The organism is Acidithiobacillus marinus (assembly GCF_002847505.1).
Taxonomy (GTDB): Bacteria; Pseudomonadota; Gammaproteobacteria; order Acidithiobacillales; family Acidithiobacillaceae; genus Acidithiobacillus; species Acidithiobacillus marinus.
In genome coordinates this window covers 86,500-103,620 of sequence record NZ_MXAV01000056.1, presented here as the reverse complement: position 1 = coordinate 103,620, position 17,121 = coordinate 86,500, and the positions used below count along the sequence as shown (strand labels likewise).

22 protein-coding genes are annotated in these 17,121 nt (G+C 56.1%); 4 read left to right on the top strand and 18 right to left on the bottom strand.

Annotation, left to right across the window (positions count from 1 at the left end):
• Positions 1-53: 53 nt before the first annotated feature.
• Entirely contained in the window at positions 54-1,268 is a 1,215-nt protein-coding gene (locus B1757_RS14685; protein WP_101536405.1) for an ISL3 family transposase, read from the top strand.
• A 36-nt stretch (positions 1,269-1,304) separates the two neighbouring features.
• Here B1757_RS14685 and B1757_RS14680 read toward each other — a convergent pair whose 3' ends face one another.
• Positions 1,305-1,649 (bottom strand): type II toxin-antitoxin system Phd/YefM family antitoxin, encoded by a 345-nt coding sequence (locus B1757_RS14680; RefSeq protein WP_101539029.1) that lies wholly within the window; start codon positions 1,647-1,649, stop codon positions 1,305-1,307.
• A 163-nt stretch (positions 1,650-1,812) separates the two neighbouring features.
• On the opposite strand from B1757_RS14680, the gene B1757_RS14675 reads away from it, so the two are divergent.
• Positions 1,813-2,337 carry a methylated-DNA--[protein]-cysteine S-methyltransferase gene (locus tag B1757_RS14675; RefSeq protein ID WP_101539028.1) on the top strand — a complete coding sequence of 175 codons (525 nt, stop codon included), beginning with the start codon at positions 1,813-1,815 and terminating at the stop codon, positions 2,335-2,337.
• A gap of 61 nt (positions 2,338-2,398) precedes the next feature.
• Here B1757_RS14675 and B1757_RS14670 read toward each other — a convergent pair whose 3' ends face one another.
• The 3 genes from B1757_RS14670 to B1757_RS14660 all read right to left on the bottom strand — a co-directional run bounded on the left by B1757_RS14670 (position 2,399) and on the right by B1757_RS14660 (position 4,890).
• Positions 2,399-3,787, bottom strand: a complete 1,389-nt coding sequence (locus tag B1757_RS14670) for an MBL fold metallo-hydrolase RNA specificity domain-containing protein (protein ID WP_101539027.1) — start codon at positions 3,785-3,787, stop codon at positions 2,399-2,401.
• A gap of 153 nt (positions 3,788-3,940) precedes the next feature.
• On the bottom strand, positions 3,941-4,414 hold the full coding sequence (locus B1757_RS14665) for a GNAT family N-acetyltransferase (protein WP_101539026.1): 474 nt from the start codon (positions 4,412-4,414) through the stop codon (positions 3,941-3,943).
• Entirely contained in the window at positions 4,411-4,890 is a 480-nt protein-coding gene (locus B1757_RS14660) for a carboxymuconolactone decarboxylase family protein (RefSeq protein WP_101539025.1), read from the bottom strand. Before B1757_RS14660 ends, B1757_RS14665 begins: the two co-directional genes overlap by 4 nt.
• Before the next feature lie 66 nt (positions 4,891-4,956).
• Here B1757_RS14660 and B1757_RS14655 point away from each other — a divergent pair, with 66 nt between their 5' ends.
• On the top strand, positions 4,957-5,424 hold the full coding sequence (locus tag B1757_RS14655) for a MarR family winged helix-turn-helix transcriptional regulator (RefSeq protein WP_101539024.1): 468 nt from the start codon (positions 4,957-4,959) through the stop codon (positions 5,422-5,424).
• A 15-nt stretch (positions 5,425-5,439) separates the two neighbouring features.
• On the opposite strand, the gene B1757_RS14650 is transcribed toward B1757_RS14655, so the two are convergent.
• On the bottom strand, positions 5,440-5,907 hold the full coding sequence (locus B1757_RS14650) for a nuclear transport factor 2 family protein (RefSeq protein ID WP_101539023.1): 468 nt from the start codon (positions 5,905-5,907) through the stop codon (positions 5,440-5,442).
• Between the two features lie 96 nt (positions 5,908-6,003).
• Between B1757_RS14650 and B1757_RS14645 the strand changes: the two genes are divergently transcribed.
• Positions 6,004-6,588 carry a TetR/AcrR family transcriptional regulator gene (locus B1757_RS14645; RefSeq protein WP_253253891.1) on the top strand — a complete coding sequence of 195 codons (585 nt, stop codon included), beginning with the start codon at positions 6,004-6,006 and terminating at the stop codon, positions 6,586-6,588.
• Between the two features lie 45 nt (positions 6,589-6,633).
• Here the strand turns inward: B1757_RS14645 and B1757_RS14640 are convergent, their stop codons facing one another.
• The 13 genes from B1757_RS14640 to atpD form a co-directional block, all read right to left on the bottom strand.
• On the bottom strand, positions 6,634-7,077 hold the full coding sequence (locus tag B1757_RS14640; RefSeq protein ID WP_253253890.1) for a GNAT family N-acetyltransferase: 444 nt from the start codon (positions 7,075-7,077) through the stop codon (positions 6,634-6,636).
• A gap of 99 nt (positions 7,078-7,176) precedes the next feature.
• A complete protein-coding gene (locus B1757_RS14635; protein ID WP_253253889.1) occupies positions 7,177-7,554 on the bottom strand; it encodes a GNAT family N-acetyltransferase in 378 nt (125 codons plus the stop codon).
• A 79-nt stretch (positions 7,555-7,633) separates the two neighbouring features.
• On the bottom strand, positions 7,634-7,945 hold the full coding sequence (locus tag B1757_RS14630; protein ID WP_101539020.1) for a type II toxin-antitoxin system TacA family antitoxin: 312 nt from the start codon (positions 7,943-7,945) through the stop codon (positions 7,634-7,636).
• A 242-nt stretch (positions 7,946-8,187) separates the two neighbouring features.
• A complete protein-coding gene (locus tag B1757_RS16155; RefSeq protein WP_216360888.1) occupies positions 8,188-8,400 on the bottom strand; it encodes a chorismate mutase in 213 nt (70 codons plus the stop codon).
• Positions 8,358-8,882: a DJ-1/PfpI family protein gene (locus tag B1757_RS14620; protein ID WP_172437742.1), complete on the bottom strand. Its 525-nt coding sequence runs from the start codon at positions 8,880-8,882 to the stop codon at positions 8,358-8,360. The genes B1757_RS16155 and B1757_RS14620 overlap by 43 nt, the downstream gene beginning before the upstream one ends.
• 96 nt (positions 8,883-8,978) lie before the next feature.
• Complete coding sequence (locus B1757_RS14615; RefSeq protein WP_101539018.1) at positions 8,979-9,722, bottom strand: SDR family NAD(P)-dependent oxidoreductase; 744 nt, start codon at positions 9,720-9,722, stop codon at positions 8,979-8,981.
• Positions 9,719-10,114, bottom strand: a complete 396-nt coding sequence (locus B1757_RS14610) for a VOC family protein (protein WP_101539017.1) — start codon at positions 10,112-10,114, stop codon at positions 9,719-9,721. Before B1757_RS14610 ends, B1757_RS14615 begins: the two co-directional genes overlap by 4 nt.
• Positions 10,115-10,123: 9 nt before the next feature.
• Positions 10,124-10,342, bottom strand: a complete 219-nt coding sequence (locus B1757_RS14605; RefSeq protein WP_101539016.1) for a hypothetical protein — start codon at positions 10,340-10,342, stop codon at positions 10,124-10,126.
• Between the two features lie 126 nt (positions 10,343-10,468).
• Positions 10,469-11,590, bottom strand: coding sequence for a DNA polymerase IV (gene dinB, locus B1757_RS14600; protein WP_438263631.1), 1,122 nt, complete (start codon positions 11,588-11,590; stop codon positions 10,469-10,471).
• Between the two features lie 309 nt (positions 11,591-11,899).
• Positions 11,900-13,747, bottom strand: a complete 1,848-nt coding sequence (gene glmS / locus B1757_RS14595) for a glutamine--fructose-6-phosphate transaminase (isomerizing) (protein WP_101539014.1) — start codon at positions 13,745-13,747, stop codon at positions 11,900-11,902.
• A gap of 42 nt (positions 13,748-13,789) precedes the next feature.
• Positions 13,790-15,157 (bottom strand): bifunctional UDP-N-acetylglucosamine diphosphorylase/glucosamine-1-phosphate N-acetyltransferase GlmU, encoded by a 1,368-nt coding sequence (glmU, locus tag B1757_RS14590; protein WP_172437743.1) that lies wholly within the window; start codon positions 15,155-15,157, stop codon positions 13,790-13,792.
• 102 nt (positions 15,158-15,259) lie between these two features.
• Positions 15,260-15,685 carry a F0F1 ATP synthase subunit epsilon gene (locus B1757_RS14585; protein ID WP_101539012.1) on the bottom strand — a complete coding sequence of 142 codons (426 nt, stop codon included), beginning with the start codon at positions 15,683-15,685 and terminating at the stop codon, positions 15,260-15,262.
• Between the two features lie 3 nt (positions 15,686-15,688).
• Positions 15,689-17,098 carry a F0F1 ATP synthase subunit beta gene (atpD, locus tag B1757_RS14580; protein WP_101539011.1) on the bottom strand — a complete coding sequence of 470 codons (1,410 nt, stop codon included), beginning with the start codon at positions 17,096-17,098 and terminating at the stop codon, positions 15,689-15,691.
• Positions 17,099-17,121 lie beyond the last annotated feature (23 nt).

The window sequence follows — 17,121 nt, the reverse complement described above, 5'->3', positions numbered from 1 at the left end:
GGGTAGGGGGTAGAATGCTGTGGAGCGGTCGTGCCCTGAATTGGAGTTAGCTGATGGTCCCTGAAGAGCTGTTTTCTCTCGCGTTAGGATTGGTTCCGCCGTGGTTGGTGGATCATGTGACTTTCACGGTGGAGGAGAAACGCCTGGATCTGCACATCAACTTTCCCAAGGGTAGTCGCTTTGCTTGCTCCGTCTGTGGTGAGGAGTGTCCGGTACATGATACCCGTGACCATACTTGGCGGCACATGGATTTCTTCCAGCATGAAGCCTATCTCCATGCCCGCGTACCTCGTGTGAAGTGCCAGGAGCATGGAGTGCATCAGATATCTGTTCCCTGGGCACGGGAAGGCTCGCATTTCACCCTGCTCTTCGAAGCGCTGATCATGACCCTGGTGCGGGAGATGCCGGTATTGACCGTAGCCCGCCTAGTCGGCGAGACCGACACGCTCCTGTGGCGGGTGATTGACCACTATGTGCCAGAAGCCCGTACCAGAGTGGATATGGCCCATGTCCATGCCGTCGGCGTCGATGAAACCAGCAGTCGGCGCGGCCACGACTACATCACGCTCTTCGTGGATCTGGATGCCCGGCGACTCTTGTTCGCTACTCCCGGCAAGGATGCCAAGACCTTTGAGAGATTCTCCGCAGATCTACAGGCCCATGGTGGTAGCGCGGAAGCGATCACCGATGTGAGCATGGACCTCTCGCCGGCCTTCCAGAAAGGGGCTGCCGAGCACCTGCCCAATGCGGAGATCACTTTCGATCGTTTTCACCTCATGAAGCTCGTCAACGAGGCCGTGGACGACGTGCGCAAGGGGGAAGTCCTCACTCAGCCAAATCTCAAAAAGACCCGCTGGCTCTGGCTCAAGAACGATTGCAACCTCAAGGTGAAGCAGAAAGAAAAGCTGCAGGCATTACTCAAAGACCAGAACCTCAAGACGGCGCAGGCCTACCAGTTCCGCCTGACCTTTCAGGACATCTTCACGATCAAGAATCGCCATCAGGGGGCTACCCTCTTGAAAGCCTGGTTGGAAAACGCCAGAACCAGCGATCTGCCGCCTATCGTCAAGGTCGCCTACACCATCATGAATCACTGGGATGGCGTGCTCCGATGGTTCGAGAGCCAGATCACCAATGGAATTCTGGAAGGTTTCAACAGCCTCATTCAATCCGCCAAGGCCAAGGCTCGGGGTTACCGCACGCACAAGAACTTTATCAACATGGCCTACCTGATCCTGGGCAAGCTGGATCTCAGGCTACCCACTTGAAATGACGAGGAACCATCTAGTTATTGAAGGCAGAGATCATTTTCCGGGTAACATATTCTGAAAATCATATCCTGATATATCTATAAATTGATAATATACGCAGGGCTTTGCAAAGGGATTGGTAAGAGCCGGGCCATAGAGATCGTCTTCTTCCCCAGTTTCCGCCGCCCAGGGTTCGTGCGGCACATTGACAATGTCCCCTACGATTTTCCCTGTGCCTTTCATGTAACCGAACAGTCCGTGTGCTTCCTCCTCTTCGATGGGCACGACGCGCGCGACCGGCTTGCCGCGCTTGGTGATGACCAGCGATTCGCGGGTAGCAGCAACTTCATCCAGCATTTTTAGGCACTTGGCCTTGAACTCGGCGGCATTAACCTGCATGGCGAACTCCTCCTGACCTCTTGATATGGTCATATTAGGTCTCTACGGTTCGGGCGGCAAGCTACGGGTTCAACCGCTTAGCCGGACAGCGGATCCCTCCCGTATTTGCCGTTGGACGATGTCCTGAGTATGGTGAATCATCCAGCAAATCAGGAGCACAAACATGCCCCATCCTTGGCTCTGGCACATTGATCAGCTTCCCTCACCATTGGGAGAAATGCTGCTGGTGACCGATCAACAGGGCGTGTTGCGGGCGCTGGACTGGGAGGAGGGTCGGGGCAGCCTGCTTGCCGATCTCCGAAAACTGTACGGCAACGAGCAGATCAAGCTGACCCCCGGAGCCATCCCCAAACCCATGCGCGACAGCCTGGAGGCTTACTGGGCGGGAGACTTGCAGGCGCTGTCTGCCATTATTGTGGATACGACGGCGGGCACTCCCTTTCAGCGGGCAGCCTGGGACTGGTTACGCAGCATCCCCGCCGGGGAAACCCGCAGCTACAAGGAACAAGCCCTGGGCATGAACAGACCCTCAGCGGTACGCGCCGTGGGTCATGCCAACAGCCGAAACCCCATCGGCATTGTCGTTCCCTGCCATCGGGTCATTGGCGCCAACGGCACGCTTACCGGCTATGCCGGGGGGGTGGAACGCAAACGCTGGCTATTGGCGCATGAAGGCGTGGACCTCTGAGAAATGCCTTTCAGAAATGCCTTCATGGTCCGGCGGTAGCGGGCTTGTGCAGCCTTGACCATCAGAGCGTATAGTGATCGCCGATAACCGGGCAATCCACCTGTAATCCTCTGGCCCGCAGCACCTTGGCGATGCCCTCCCGACCATTGTCCTCACCATGGACAAGAATTGCCCGGGCTGGCTTCTGTTGGCCGAACCAGGCGAGAAGCTCGTCATGATCGGCATGAGCCGAGAACCCGCCGATGGTATAAATACGGGCAGCCACCCGGATTTCTTCGCCGAAGATACGTACTGTTTTGGCGCCGTCAATAATGCGCCGGGCCAGGGTGCCCTGGGCCGCATAGCCCACAAATATCACACTGCTGTCTTCCCGCCAGATATTATGGCGGAGATGGTGCACGACCCGCCCGCCGGTGGCCATTCCCGAACCCGCCATGATCAGGGCACCCCCCTTGATCAGATTGATGCCCATGGACTCGCTGCTTTCGCGGGTAAAATGCAGGTTGCGCAGGGCGAAAGGGTCGGTGCCATGCTGCAGGTTTTCGCGGGTATCAGGATTGAAGCATTCCGGATGCCGACGAAAAATCTCCGTCGCCGAAATGGCCATGGGCGAATCCAGAAAAACGGGCAGCGTGGCGGGAATCTGGTTGTCGCTCATCATCTCCCGCAGGTAGTACAACAAATCCTGGGCCCGCTCCAGAGCAAAGGTGGGGATGATGGCGTTGCCGCCGCGTTTGAGGGTGTCGAGAATGGCATCGCGCAACTCTTCTACAGATGGCCCGATCGCCTTATGCAAACGATCACCATAGGTGGTTTCCATGACGATGACATCCGCCTCGGGGGCGGGAGTCGGCGGGTTGATGATGGGCTTGCCCCGATTGCCCAAATCGCCGGAATAGACAATACGCTGCTGTTTCCCGGCCTCGCTGGCTTCGACCAGAATCCAGGCCGATCCGAGAATATGTCCGGCATCGCCGAAGGTCGCACTGACGCCCGGACAGACTTCCAGTTTCTGACCATATTCCGCCGTGCGGCCAAAGCGTTCCATGGTGTTGAGGACATCGGCAATATCATAAAGCGGGGCGGACTCCGTTTCGCCGTGGCGCTGGTGCCTGCGACTGGCGCGCCGCGCCTCTTCTTCCGCCAGCCCCGCCGAATCCACCATCACCAGCCGCGCCAGCTCGCGGGTGGCCGAGGTGGTAATAATCTCACCCCGAAAACCGCGTTTGACCAGCAAGGGAATCCGCCCGCAGTGATCGAGATGGGCATGGGTCAACAGCAGGTAGTCGATGTCTTTGGCAGCAAATCCAAATTCTTGGCGATTTTCTTCTTCCAGATCATGTCCACCCTGAAAAAGTCCACAATCTATGAGTAATTGTTTGTCGCCTACCCGCAGATAATGACAGGACCCGGTAACCCCTCCCGCAGCACCATAAAATTGCATTTCCATGATTATTCTCCCTTTTATTTGAAATAATGTTTTTAGTGGCAGGCTGTGCGCTTTTATTGGTTATAGCACAAATAGAGGATCTGATGTTTAAGGATAGATGTTATCCGTGGGGTAGGTACCGGTCTAAATGAACTGTCTATGAAATCTCCTTGCTCAGGGCAGCATCATACTGAAGTGCAAAGCTGTCGCCAGAAGTCCTTGGCGGTAATAGAAACGGTGTCCAAGTGCATTACCCATGGCGGCATCCAATAACAATTTGGAACAGCCCAAAGCTTTGGCTTCTGCTTTTAATGCATCCATCAGCATCCTTCCAAAACCCTGACTGCGGCAGGACGCATCAATCACCAGATCATCCACATAGACAAATCGGCCATGCACCAGATTGTCTTGCACGCGAAATCCGGCCAACCCCAGCGGCTGGGTGCCTTTCCACAGAGCCAACAGGCGGTAACCCTGGGTGCGCTGATGTTGCCAGCGCTGCACAAACGCCTGCGCAGAATCGAGCTGTGGTCGTAATTGCCGCATCAGCGTATAGGAGGCCAGAACATCATCTTCGTGATCGAGATAGCGTAAAGCCACAGTAGAAACCTGCCCACTGCAATGCTGTTCTCTTTCGGGGGGTATCATGGCTGACTCCTCGTGATGGCAGGAGGTGGGGCAAATCGCAGACCGACGCCCAACCGGTTCCAGGTGTTGATCAGGCCAATGGATACCGTAAGATACAGCACTTCCTTTTCCGAAAACTGGGCCTGCAGTGCTTCATAGAGAGCATCCGACGCTCCCTGGGTCGCCAGCGCCGTCAGGCTTTCCGCCCACGCCAAAGCGGCCTGCTCCCGGGCAGAAAACACGCCGGCATCCTTCCAGCCAGCCAATAAATCCAGCTTGAGCGCTTCCACACCCAGTTGGCGGGCGATATTCAGGTGATACTGGATGCAAAATGCACAGCCATTGATCTGCGATACGCGCACCTTCACCAGTTCGGTGAGTTTGGGGTCGAGACCGGCATCCTTGACCGCAGTCCCTATGGCCACAAGTCCGGCATATACGGAGGGTGCCATTTGGGTGAAGGCGGAGTAATCGATGCGGGTATGCGGCATGGACATGACTTGTTCCTCATGGAGTGATTGGATAATATCAGGACTCTAACAATATATAAGGGTTCTTACAATATGGACGGTGCCAAACCGAATCCGGCTATTCCCCCAATGGGGGAGGGCAAACGCGGAGAAAAAGGCTACTTGGGCTACCTGCTGCGCCAGGCCGCCGGCGCTTACAGGCTCCAGATGGAACGCGCACTGGTCGATCTGCATGTCACGCCGCCACAATTTTCCATACTGACCATGCTGAAAGCCTATCCGGGTATTTCCAATGCCGACCTGGCCCGATTGACACTGCTCACGCCCCAAACCGTCAGCACCATTATCAAGAACCTGGAGCGCGCGGAGGCCATCGTGCGCCGCCCACATCATTATCATGGTCGGGTTCAACAGATTGAGATCAGCGAAACCGGCAAGGCACTATTGGCGCGCTGCCGGGAGCGGGTGCAGGTCATCGAGAAAAAACTGGCCGAGGGGCTCTCGCAAGAAGAGGAATCCATTATTCGCAAATGGCTGGTGCGCGTTGCCACGGTTTCCTGAAGTAATTTTAATTATCTATAAACCCATATCGCTCAACCCTGGGTGATCATCAGGTCTTCGCCCCAATGGCCAATGATAAAGACGCTGTTGTTCCTGAATAGGGAGGTCATTGATACTTGCAAAACGCCGCTGCATCAATCCTTGACTATTAAACTCCCACAGTTCATTACCATAGCTGCGAAACCAATGGTCAGCATCGTCATGCCACTCATAGGCGAACCGCACGGCCATGCGGTTATTTCGGAATCCCCAGAGTTCTTTAATCAAGCGATAATCCAACTCTCTCGCCCACTTACGTACCAGAAAGGCGTGGATAGCTTCACGACCTACGGGGAATTCTGCTCGATTGCGCCAGACCGTATCTAACGTATAGGCATTGACGACCTGATCCGGGTCACGGGTATTCCAGAGATCTTCAGCCATGCGTACTTTTTTGACCGCAGATTCTTCTGTAAAAGGCGGGGCCAAAGCTACTTCTGACATGGTGTATGTCCTCCAGTAAGCACAGAGTTAACTAGGTAGACAGGCCTGTCTACAACAGCCATTCTAGACAATGTAGAATGGTCTGTCTACCATAGTATGATGAATGTCACCGCCGAATCTTCACTTTTATCCCCGCTGAAACCCTCAGCCCGAGTACGCATTCTCAGCACGGCGCACTTATTGTTTTATCGTGAGGGCATCCGTGCGACCGGCATCGACCGCATCATCGCCGAGGCAGGCGTGACCAAGGTGACTTTTTATCGACATTTTCCGAGCAAAAACGATCTGATTCTGGCTTTTCTGGATTACCGTCATCTCCTTTGGATGACATGGTTTCAGAATGCTCTGCAAAAGTACGGCAATAATGTTCAATCTATCGCACCGGCTTTGCAGGAATGGTTTGCTGACCCGGCGTTTAGAGGATGCGCTTTTATCAATACACTCGGCGAAATGGGTGATTCTCTGCCTTTCGTTGCACAAAAAACCTGGCATCATAAATCTGAGCTAGGCAAAGTCATTGCGAATTTATTACCGGAAAATAGTGATAGGGAAAATGTTGCGCGTGCCATCGTTATAGCCATGGACGGCGCTATCATTCGAGCTGCCTGGGGAGAACCGAGGGAAGCCTTACAGGGATTCAATTTTTTGATTCAAGGGATTTTTCCTTATAGGCCGGAATAACACATGATCCATATATGCCCATTCCAGATTCTCTAACGCTCAGAATTACAATTTTTTTACAAAGTGATGCCCCACAATCTGGTAAGCATTTCGTTCATAAAACCGGCGCGCCGCCTGATTGGTGACGTAGGCATCCAGCACCATAATTTCACAGCGCTGCTGGCGGGCGTAATTTTCCACCCAGTTCATCAGCTGTTGTCCGATACCATGGTCCCGATACGCAGGGTCCACGACCACATTATCCACATCAAGATAGCGGCCACACCAAAATCGTGTTCCCAGCCAAATGCCCGCCACACCCACACAGTTATCTGCCATAAAAGCAGCGGCGCATTCATAACCTTGCCCCATCATCTCCTGAAGTCTTTGCGCAAGCTGTGCTGGTGACACGGTAGGATTGAGTAGCTGTACCAATGGCAGAATGATGGGCAGGTCCTGTTGCTCCAGTAACCGGATCAGCACGTCGGCAGGTAATTTTCCGCTTTCCAATATGTACTCCTCGCTTGGGGGCGCATCATGGCCTTGGAAAACCCCTTTTTGATTAGGCCAATAGCTTCTCTCCGGTCAGGTAAGACGATTCGGTCAGCATCAGAGCATTGAGAATCCCATAATCGGCAGAAACAGCAGCAGTGGATTGCCGGGTGCGGCCTCGAAACCGAAATGTCGATAGTACCCAGCCGCCTCCTCATCCAGTGCATCGACAAACAACCCGACCCCTCCGGCATCGGCATGGATGCGTTGCGCTCGCGTCATGGCATCAACCAATAACAAATCGCCCAGCCCTTTTCCCTGGTATTGTCGATCTACAGCCAACCGACCCAGCCGAACACCGGGAATCCGGCGCGGTAGCTGCTTTCGCCAGGGTTCGGGCAGATGTCGATTATCGAGTTCGGCCAAGGTCAATGCGTAGTACCCGCAAATCCGGGTCGGTTCGCTCCCGTGGATGGCAACAAAGGTTCTCGACAATCCCTTTTCCTGATGCTGACGTGCGACCTGTTGTAACCAAACGTTCAGTGACTCACGTCCACAATCGAAGATCTGCCGATCAAGGCTCCCAGCGAAAGGTGTTATCTTCATCCGCATTTTTGACTTTTTGGTAGTGTTCCATGGCGGCCAGCAATCGGGCATTGGGTTTGAATGGTTTTTCCATCAACTCCAGGAGCCACTGCCAGTCACGCGGGCTCAAGCGGATCACTTCCTCGCGCTCAATGACCTGTTGCGCCTCTTTGAGCGCGGCTTGCACCAAAAACTGATTGACCGTCGCACCGCTCAGTTGGGCGGCACGGCACAGCGTTTCGTAAACATCATGCGGCACTCTCGCGCCAATGCGATCCTGCTTGGTAACGGCTGTATTCACCACAAAGCCTCCCAGCGACTGAAAGCATTATTATAGTGTAGTCGCCATTTTGGCGCCATGATTCTGGCCGCATCCATAACTACTTCCACCCGGAGGAGCATGTAGGCAACAATATTTGCTGGCGTTTACTGATAATACTATTACCCTGGTGTCTCGCGGGTGATCTGTCGCTCAATGCTCAGAACCAGACTCATCCAACAAAACGATTCGGATCGTGGCTTCGAACGATCTCCCCTTATTCGTTAGGGCTTGGCATTAGCGTGGCTGATTGCTGCGTGTTCGGCCAATTCCTCATTAATAAAACCCGAAATCATTGCACGGTAAACCTGTTCTGTAACGGACGGGTTTGCACCTAATTCTCGCGATAGCGACATGACTTTGGCAATGACTTGCTCGACGCGCTGAGGCGCCTTCACGTCGTCCGTAGTTTTCTTGAAACGAGCCGCTTGCTGCACATAGCTTCCGCGTTCCGCCAGAAGGCCAGGGCAAGCTGAATTTCTTCTGCTGCAGCTTGGCCGCGCAGTGCGGCAACCAGCGTGAGGCCAAAATCTATCCCGGCAGTAACCCCGCCGCCGGTGATCAGATTCTCGTCCCGAACCACGCGCTCCTTGACGGGTATGGCGCCCAATTCGGGGAGGAGATCATGATAACGCCAATGCGTCGTCGCGCGCCGTCCCGTGAGTAACCCTGCTGTGCCGAGCAGCAAGGCGCCTGTGCAGACAGAGGAAACAAACTGCGCCGATGCTGCCTGGCGCTGCACCCAGGTTTGTACCTCCTGATCCAGAAGCAGGGCGTTGATGCCCGCTCCACCGGGTATGCACAGCACATCTACCTGCGGCCCGTCCGCGAGAGTAGCCGTTGGCTCCAGACGCAGCCCCGCAGAACAGGCCACCGGCTCGCGGGTTTTCCAGAATAGATGGACCTTGCAATCCGGCAAGGCGGAAAAATCTCATAAGGTCCCGCCAGATCCAGTAATTGTAATCCAGGGAATACCAGAAAGCCGATAGATATTTGCATTGATTGCACTCCCGACTCATAGCAAGTTCATCCCACCATCCACCATGATTACCTCTCCGGTCAGATAAGTCGACTCGGTCAGCATCAGCGCAACATCGGCAATATCCTGCGGGCTGGCGCTGCGGCTCATGGGCGCTTCACGCACCCACTGCTGACGAATCTCGACCCAGTCCTCCGTCAACGGCGTATCTACCAGGCCCGGAGCAATGGCATTGACGCGGATAGCGGGACCCAGGCTTTTGGCCAGCAACCGGGTGACATGAATCAATGCGGCCTTGCTGGCCGCGTAAGGTATGGAAGCCCCTTTGGGGCGGACCCCGGCATGGGAGCTGATATTCAGCACCGACGCCGGTTTTTCTGCACTTGAGGCCGCGCGCAGATAGGGTTCACTCAGGGCAATGAGCTGCCAGGGTGCGACTACATGGAGCTCGTAGAAGCGATGCCAGATCTCTGGCGTCGCTGCCCGAAGATCCTGATGAGGAATGACGCTGGACGCCCCCGCATTGTTGACCAGCACATCCAACCGACCGTAGTGGGCGATCACCTCGTCGATGAGCACTTGCCGCGCTGCTTCATCCAGCAGATCGGCCTGAAAATACCGGGCGCCAGACAGAGTGGCTGCTGCTTGCAGACCGGCCGCAGCGGAAGCGCGGGAATGCAGGGCCACCCGATAGCCGACCTGCGTCAATCGTTGCGCAATGGCCAGACCAATGCCGGAGGTGGCACCAGTCACCAGTGCGACGCGGGCGTTATCGGTCATGGCATTTCCTGGGAATCATAGGTAGATACCTCCAGAAGATTCCCGTCGGGATCTCGGAAGTAGACGGAAGTGATTGGCCCTGTAGCTCCGGTGCGGGACACGGGTCCCGCTTCGAGGGCTACCCCGCAGTTTTGCAGATGAACGAGCACTTCCTGAATCTCATCCGTAACGATAAAGCACAAATCCGCCGATCCGCAAACAGGATGGGCGGCATGGGGTGCGATGGGCCGCGCTGCGGGGTGCAGGTTGATTTTTTGCTGTCCGAAAACCAGGGCCTTGCGGCCCTCAGCAAAGGTGATTTCCTGCATGCCCAATACCTGTGAATAAAAGGCAGTGCTGACAGATATATCCTGTACCGTCAGCACCAGATGATCCAGTCGGTCGATATGCATGCCTTGTCCTCAATTCCTTGTGCATTGCCGATTTACCATGCCCAGCACATCCTCCATGGTAATGACTGGCAAGTCGTGCAGGGCGGCAAAACGCGCGATATCCGCGCCACGCGCCATGCTGCCATCGGGGTTCATGGGGAATTTCACCCCGCCCTGAAGATGAGTGAAAAACCTAACACAAAATCCGCTGCGAACCCACCAGACAAAAACCAGAAGATCAATGGCCATGACTGGACTTGAGTTCTACGTAGAATCCTGCTGCAACGTCATCTACCTAAAAAACGCGACACAAGATGCAGTCCACGTGACTTTTCGACCGGTCAGATTTCGGATAAGCATGCGCCAAGAATCTGCCTAAGCCTCAGAGGCCAGCAAGTTCATCTGCCCCGCATTGCTGAGTGATTCCTCCCCCTTATTCAAGCTGCTCACGGTCACTCCCAGCAAACGGATGGAAGGAGGGGATCCAGAGGACAGAGCTTTGTCCAGCAACCCGGGTAAGCAGGCATGGATGGTCTCCGGGCGCCAGATTGACTGTGAGTAGCTATATGCGCGGGTGACCGTTGTAAAATCAGCAAAACGGACCTTGATGCCTACCGTCCGCCCGGCCAACCCCTGCGCCTGCAGATGGGCCGAAACCTGTCCCGCCATTTCCTGCAAAATGCTCAACATGCGGTGTCGGTCTTCCAGATTCTGAGGAAATGTCCGTTCGACGCCCACCGATTTCCTGGCTCGACTCGGTTGCACCGGGCGATGGTCCCTGCCCCGGGCAATCTCGGCAAACCAGGCACCGGCCTTGCCGAATTGGGCAATCAAGGTTTCCCGTGGGGTATTGCGTAGGTCCAACACCGTATGGATCCCCATGGCGGAGAGTTTTTTCACGGTGGCCGGCCCAACCCCATGGAGTTTGCCCACGGAAAGCGGAGACAGAAAGGCCAGACCCTTTTCGGGGGGAATCACAAAGAGCCCGTCCGGCTTGCGCCAATCGGACGCCAGCTTGGCCAGCAATTTGTTGTAAGACACACCCGCCGAAATGGTCAGGCCCGTTTCCTGGCGTACCGAGGCCCTGATCTCCCGGGCAATCTGGACGGCCAGAATGCCATTGGCGGTGGCCGCCGTGACATCCAGAAACGCTTCGTCCAGCGACAGGGGTTCTATAAGGGAGGTATACCGGTGCAGGATGGTCATGATCTGACGGGAACTGTCCCGGTAAGCCTCCATGCGGGGCCGCAGAAAAATGGCCTGGGGGCAGAGCGAGCGGGCACGGGCTGCGGTCATGGCCGAGTGGATACCATAGTGGCGGGCTTCATAACTGCAGGTCGCCACGACCCCCCGCCCCGCAGGATCGCCACCGACGATGACGGGTTTGCCTCGAAGTTCGGGATAGTCGCGCTGCTCCACGGCAGCAAAGAATGCATCCAAGTCTACATGGATGATCTTGCGCAGATCGGCCATGACGCTGTCAGCAGACTCGACCAAAAGCGGTCTTTTCCATGCCAGATAGTGTATCAAAGTCCGACCGGAAGGGGCATCGAGGTCGACGATGCCCTGGAGAGGAAACAGGCAGGATTACCAACCCGTGAGGACTTCATCCAGTGGATAGAGACATCATCATCTAGGGATGCTCCACCACGCTCAGATGTAACGGCACAAGCTTTGCCACTGAAACGGGGCCGCAGACCAGTGCCAGATCAACTTACTTCAGAGCCGAAAACTCAGGATGAAACTATTTTGTCGCGGATGATACTTTTTTGTCCGTTAACAACTCACGATAATCCTTGCTTATCCTTATTCAACCGTCACCGCTTTGGCTAAATTCCGAGGACGATCCACATCCGTGCCTTTGACCAGGGCAGCGTGGTAGGCCAGCAGTTGTACCGGAATAACATGCACCACCGGGGAGAGCAGACCGGTATGGCGGGGCAGGCGCAGCACATGGATGCCTTCGCTGGCGCTGAAATGGCTGTCGGCGTCGGTGAACACGTATAACTCCCCGCCTCGGGCGTGCACTTCCTGCATGTTCGCGGCAACTTTTTCCAGCAGGCGGTCGTTGGGCGCAATGACCACCACCGGCATGTTGCTGTCCACCAGAGCCAGTGGGCCATGCTTGAGCTCTCCGGCGGGGTAGGCTTCAGCGTGAATGTAAGAGATTTCCTTGAGCTTGAGGGCGCCTTCCAGAGCGATGGGATAATGCAGGCCACGCCCCAGAAAAAGGGCATGCTCCTTGCCCGCGAAACGCGCCGCCCAGCCCTGGATTTGCGGCTCCAGATTCAGGGCATGCTGGACGCTACCCGGAAGTTGACGGAGCGCGTCCAGGTGTCCGGCCTGGGCGTCGGCATCCAGTCGTCCCTGCGCCTTGGCGAGTGAAATAGCCAATAAATACAAGGCGGCCAGTTGGGTGGTGAAGGCCTTGGTAGAAGCCACCCCGATTTCGGGTCCGGCCCGGGTCAGAAAACGCAGGGCCGAGGCTCGGGGGATGGCACTTTCGGCCACGTTGCAAATGGACAGGGTGTACTCATGACCCAGTTCCTTGGCGCGCTTCAGGGCCTCAAAAGTATCCAGCGTTTCCCCCGACTGGGACAGGGTCACAATGAGCTGGCGCGGGTTGGGAATGGAATCCCGGTAACGATACTCATGGCCCAACTCTGTCTGCGCCGGGATTCCTGCAATACTTTCCAGCCATTGCCGGCCTACCAGGGTCGCATAATGGCTGGTGCCTGATGCCAGAAAAAGCACGCTGTCCACATCCTTGAAAATTTCTGGGGCCTGCGTACCCCACAAATCCGTCAGATTCAGTTGGCTATTCAGTGCTCCTTCCAGAGTATCTGCCAGAGCACGGGGCTGCTCGTGGATTTCCTTCTGCATGAAATGCCGATATGGACCCAGATCGACTGCAGCCGCGCTGAGCTCACTCCAATGTTCAGCACGGTGTTGCGGTAGTCCGGCCTGATCGGTGATGACGAGGCTATCCCGCTCCAACAAGGCCACATCGCCATCTTCCAGATACAGCACACGCCGGGTCACTGGCAGCAGGGCCGCCACATCCGAGGCGAAATAATGCCCATCGTCGGCAATGCCCAGCAACAAGGGACAACCCATCCGCGCCACACAAAGCTGCTCCGGGTCAGTGCGGGACAAAACCGCAATCGCATAGGCACCCTGCAATTCCGCCACTGTCTGACGCACGGCCGTCAACAAATCGGGGGCACTCTGCCGGTAGAAATGGACCAGATGGGCGATGACTTCCGTATCGGTTTCGGAGGTGAACACATAACCCGCCTGCTCCAGACGCTGACGCAAGGCATGGAAGTTTTCGATAATACCGTTATGCACCACGGCAATGTGTTCCTGGGAAATCATGGGATGGGCATTACATTCCGCCACCCCGCCATGGGTCGCCCAGCGAGTGTGACCGATACCCAGCAAACCCTGAATGGCCCGCGCTTCTGCGGCTGCCGTCAATTCCGCCACCCGGCCAACGCTGCGCACCCGTTCCAAAGTAGGGAGCTGTCCCGGCAGCGCCTGCAGCATGGCCAAGCCTGCCGAATCGTAGCCGCGATATTCCAGGCGCCGCAATCCCTCCAGAATCATGGGAACCAGATCAGTCTGACTGACACCACCGACAATACCGCACATAATTTTTCCCCCCTGAAACAGGAACAGCCACAAGTCTCGATTTTATTTAGGTTGCCGCTTGGGGCGCTGCCAATCGGGAACGGAACGCTGGGGGCTGCGGCTTAGCGTCAAACCACCGGCCGCCACATCCTTGGTGATGGTACTGCCCGCACCAATGGTGGCGCCATCCCCCACCTTTACCGGAGCGACCAGCTGCGTCGCCGAGCCCACAAATACATCATTGCCGATCAGGGTCTTGTGTTTGTTGACCCCATCATAATTACAGGTGATGGTTCCCGCACCCACATTCACCCCGGTGCCGATTTCCGAATCACCAATGTAGGTCAGGTGATTGGCCTTGGAACCAGCACCAATGCGCGATGCTTTGACCTCGACATAATTGCCGATATGCGCTGCGACGCCAATATCACTGCCGGGACGAATCCTCGCGAACGGCCCAATACGTGCCCCCGCACCAATATGCGCGCCTTCGAGCACGCTGTAGGGCAGGACTTCCACATCATCGGCAATGTCCACATCCTGAAGAACAACGCCCATACCGATACGCACCCGATCCCCCAGGCGTACCTTGCCGATACAAAGAACATTGGGATCCAGCCAGCAATCCTGGCCACAGTGCAGGGAGCCACGAATATCCAATCGCTCCGGATCTGCCAGACGCAGCCCCTGCCGCTGCAACTGCATGACCTGACGGCGCTGATAAATTCTTTCCAGTGCCGCCAGCTGGATCGGATCATTGACGCCCAGTGCCTCACTGGCATCCTGGAAGGTAAAAGGCCAGACGGAGTGCTGACGGTCATGGGCAGTGGCCACCACATCGGTCAGGTAAAACTCACCTTGGGCATTATTGGCAGACAAGTCTGCCAACCAGTCGTGCAAGGGGGCCACCGGCAATACCATCATGCCCAGATTGACCTCAGCAATAGTCTGTTCTTGCGCATTGCAGTCTTTCTGCTCACGGATGGCCAGCACCTGGCCCTGCGCATTACGGACAATACGTCCGTAACCCTGGGGTTGTTCGAGCATCGCGGTACTAAGCCCTACTGCGTCTTTGGGCGTTTCTGCCAGAAAGGCCTGCAAGGTGTCTGAAGTCAGCAACGGGACATCTCCGTAGAGGACCAACACCCGGTCTGCGCCATTCAGGCCCGGCAATGCTGCCCTGAGCGCATCTCCCGTCCCTTGTTGCTTGTGCTGATGCCACCACTGCACGGACCAATCAGAACCCTGTTTTTTCACCAGCTCCGCGCCATTGCCGATGACCACATGCAACTGGCGTGGCTGCAAGTTCTGCGCCGTTTCCAGAACATGCTCCAGCAGGGGTTTGCCACCCAGGGGATGCAACACCTTGGGTTGCGCAGAGCGCATACGGGTACCCTGTCCGGCGGCAAGAATCACAATATCGGTGGTTATCGACTCCATGGCTCTATCCTCAAAATGCACAAACCCCAGTCACCAAAAGCGACCGGGGTCCGTGAAACCTGTCCAGAGACAGGACGCCTCCATAGCTGGCAATTAACGCAGCAGGCCTTGTTCGCGCAAGCGCTGCACCGCTTTCAGGCGGGCGATTTGCGCCAGCAGTTCACCCTGGGCTGCCGCATAATCCATCTGATCCAGATTGCCAGCCAAGCGGGCTTCGGCAGCCTGCTTGGCGGCCAGCGCCTTGGCTTCGTCTATATCCGTGGCCCTTTCTGCCGAATCGGCCAGAACCGTCACCACATCTGGCTGGATTTCCAGCATCCCGCCGTTGACGAACAGATACTCGGTATTTTCACCGTGAATAATCCGCAGCTCGCCGGGACGTAATCCGGTCAACAAAGGCGCGTGGCGGGGCAAAATTCCCAGCTCACCCATCTCACCGGGAGCAACCACCATGGTCGCTACCCCTTCGTAGATGCTGCCTTCTGCACTGACGACCCGCACATCAATGGTCATGGTCATCCCTTATCCCTGCTGCAGCTTTTGCGCCTTGGCAATCGCTTCGTCAATAGTACCCACCATGTAAAAAGCCTGTTCCGGCAGATGATCATATTCACCGGCGACAATGGCCTTGAACCCGCGAATGGTGTCTTTCAGTGATGCATAAGTACCGGGACTACCCGTAAATACTTCGGCGACGAAGAAAGGCTGGGACAAAAAGCGCTGAATTTTACGCGCCCGGGAAACTAGCAGCTTGTCATCTTCCGAAAGTTCATCCATGCCCAGAATGGCGATGATGTCCTGCAATTCCTTGTAGCGCTGCAGGGTCTTCTGACAGGCACGGGCCACATCATAGTGCTCCTGACCGACAATGGCAGGATCCAGCTGACGACTGAAGGAATCCAGAGGATCCAGAGCGGGGTAAATACCCAGTTCAGCAATCTGCCGGGACAACACCACCGTGGCATCCAAGTGGGCGAAGGTCGTGGCCGGGGAAGGATCGGTGAGGTCATCGGCAGGTACATAAACCGCCTGCACAGAGGTGATGGAACCCACTTTGGTAGAGGTAATCCGTTCCTGGAGCTTACCCATTTCTTCGGCCAGAGTCGGCTGATAACCCACTGCGGAAGGCATACGCCCGAGCAGTGCGGACACTTCAGTTCCGGCCAGGGTGTAACGGAAGATGTTATCAATAAACATCAGAATATCGCGGCCTTCATCGCGGAAATGCTCCGCCATGGTCAGGCCGGTCAACCCGACGCGCAGACGGTTGCCGGGGGGCTCATTCATCTGGCCGTAGCACAATGCTACTTTGTCGATCACTCCAGAGTCGGTCATTTCGTGGTAGAAGTCATTGCCCTCACGGGTTCTTTCACCGACACCGGCAAACACGGAATAACCGGTGTGCTCAATGGCAATATTACGAATCAGTTCCATCATCAACACGGTCTTGCCCACGCCGGCGCCGCCGAAGAGGCCGACCTTGCCACCCTTGGCGAAAGGACAGACCAGATCAATGACCTTGATGCCGGTTTCCAGCACTTCGGTGCTGGCGGCCAGTTCGTCGAAATTGGGAGCAGGACGGTGGATGGCCTTGCGCTCTTCAGTCTGCACCGGACCCTTGCCATCCACGGGATCCCCGAGGACGTCCATGATGCGGCCCAAGGTACCGTTGCCCACTGGAACGCTGATGGGCGCACCGGTGCGGGCAACGGCCAGACCGCGCTTCAAGCCTTCGCTGGGCCCCATGGCAATGCCCCGGGCCACGCCGTCACCCAACTGTGCCTGTATTTCGATGGTGAGATTTTTTTCCGTGATGACCACGGCTTCCATGATCTCCGGGACCTCTCCGCGAGGAAAGGCGACATCGATCACTGGCCCGATCACCTGGACAATGTGGCCGACGGCATGTTCTTTAGCTACCGCTTCGCTCATGATTTAACCCTCAAAAATTCCAA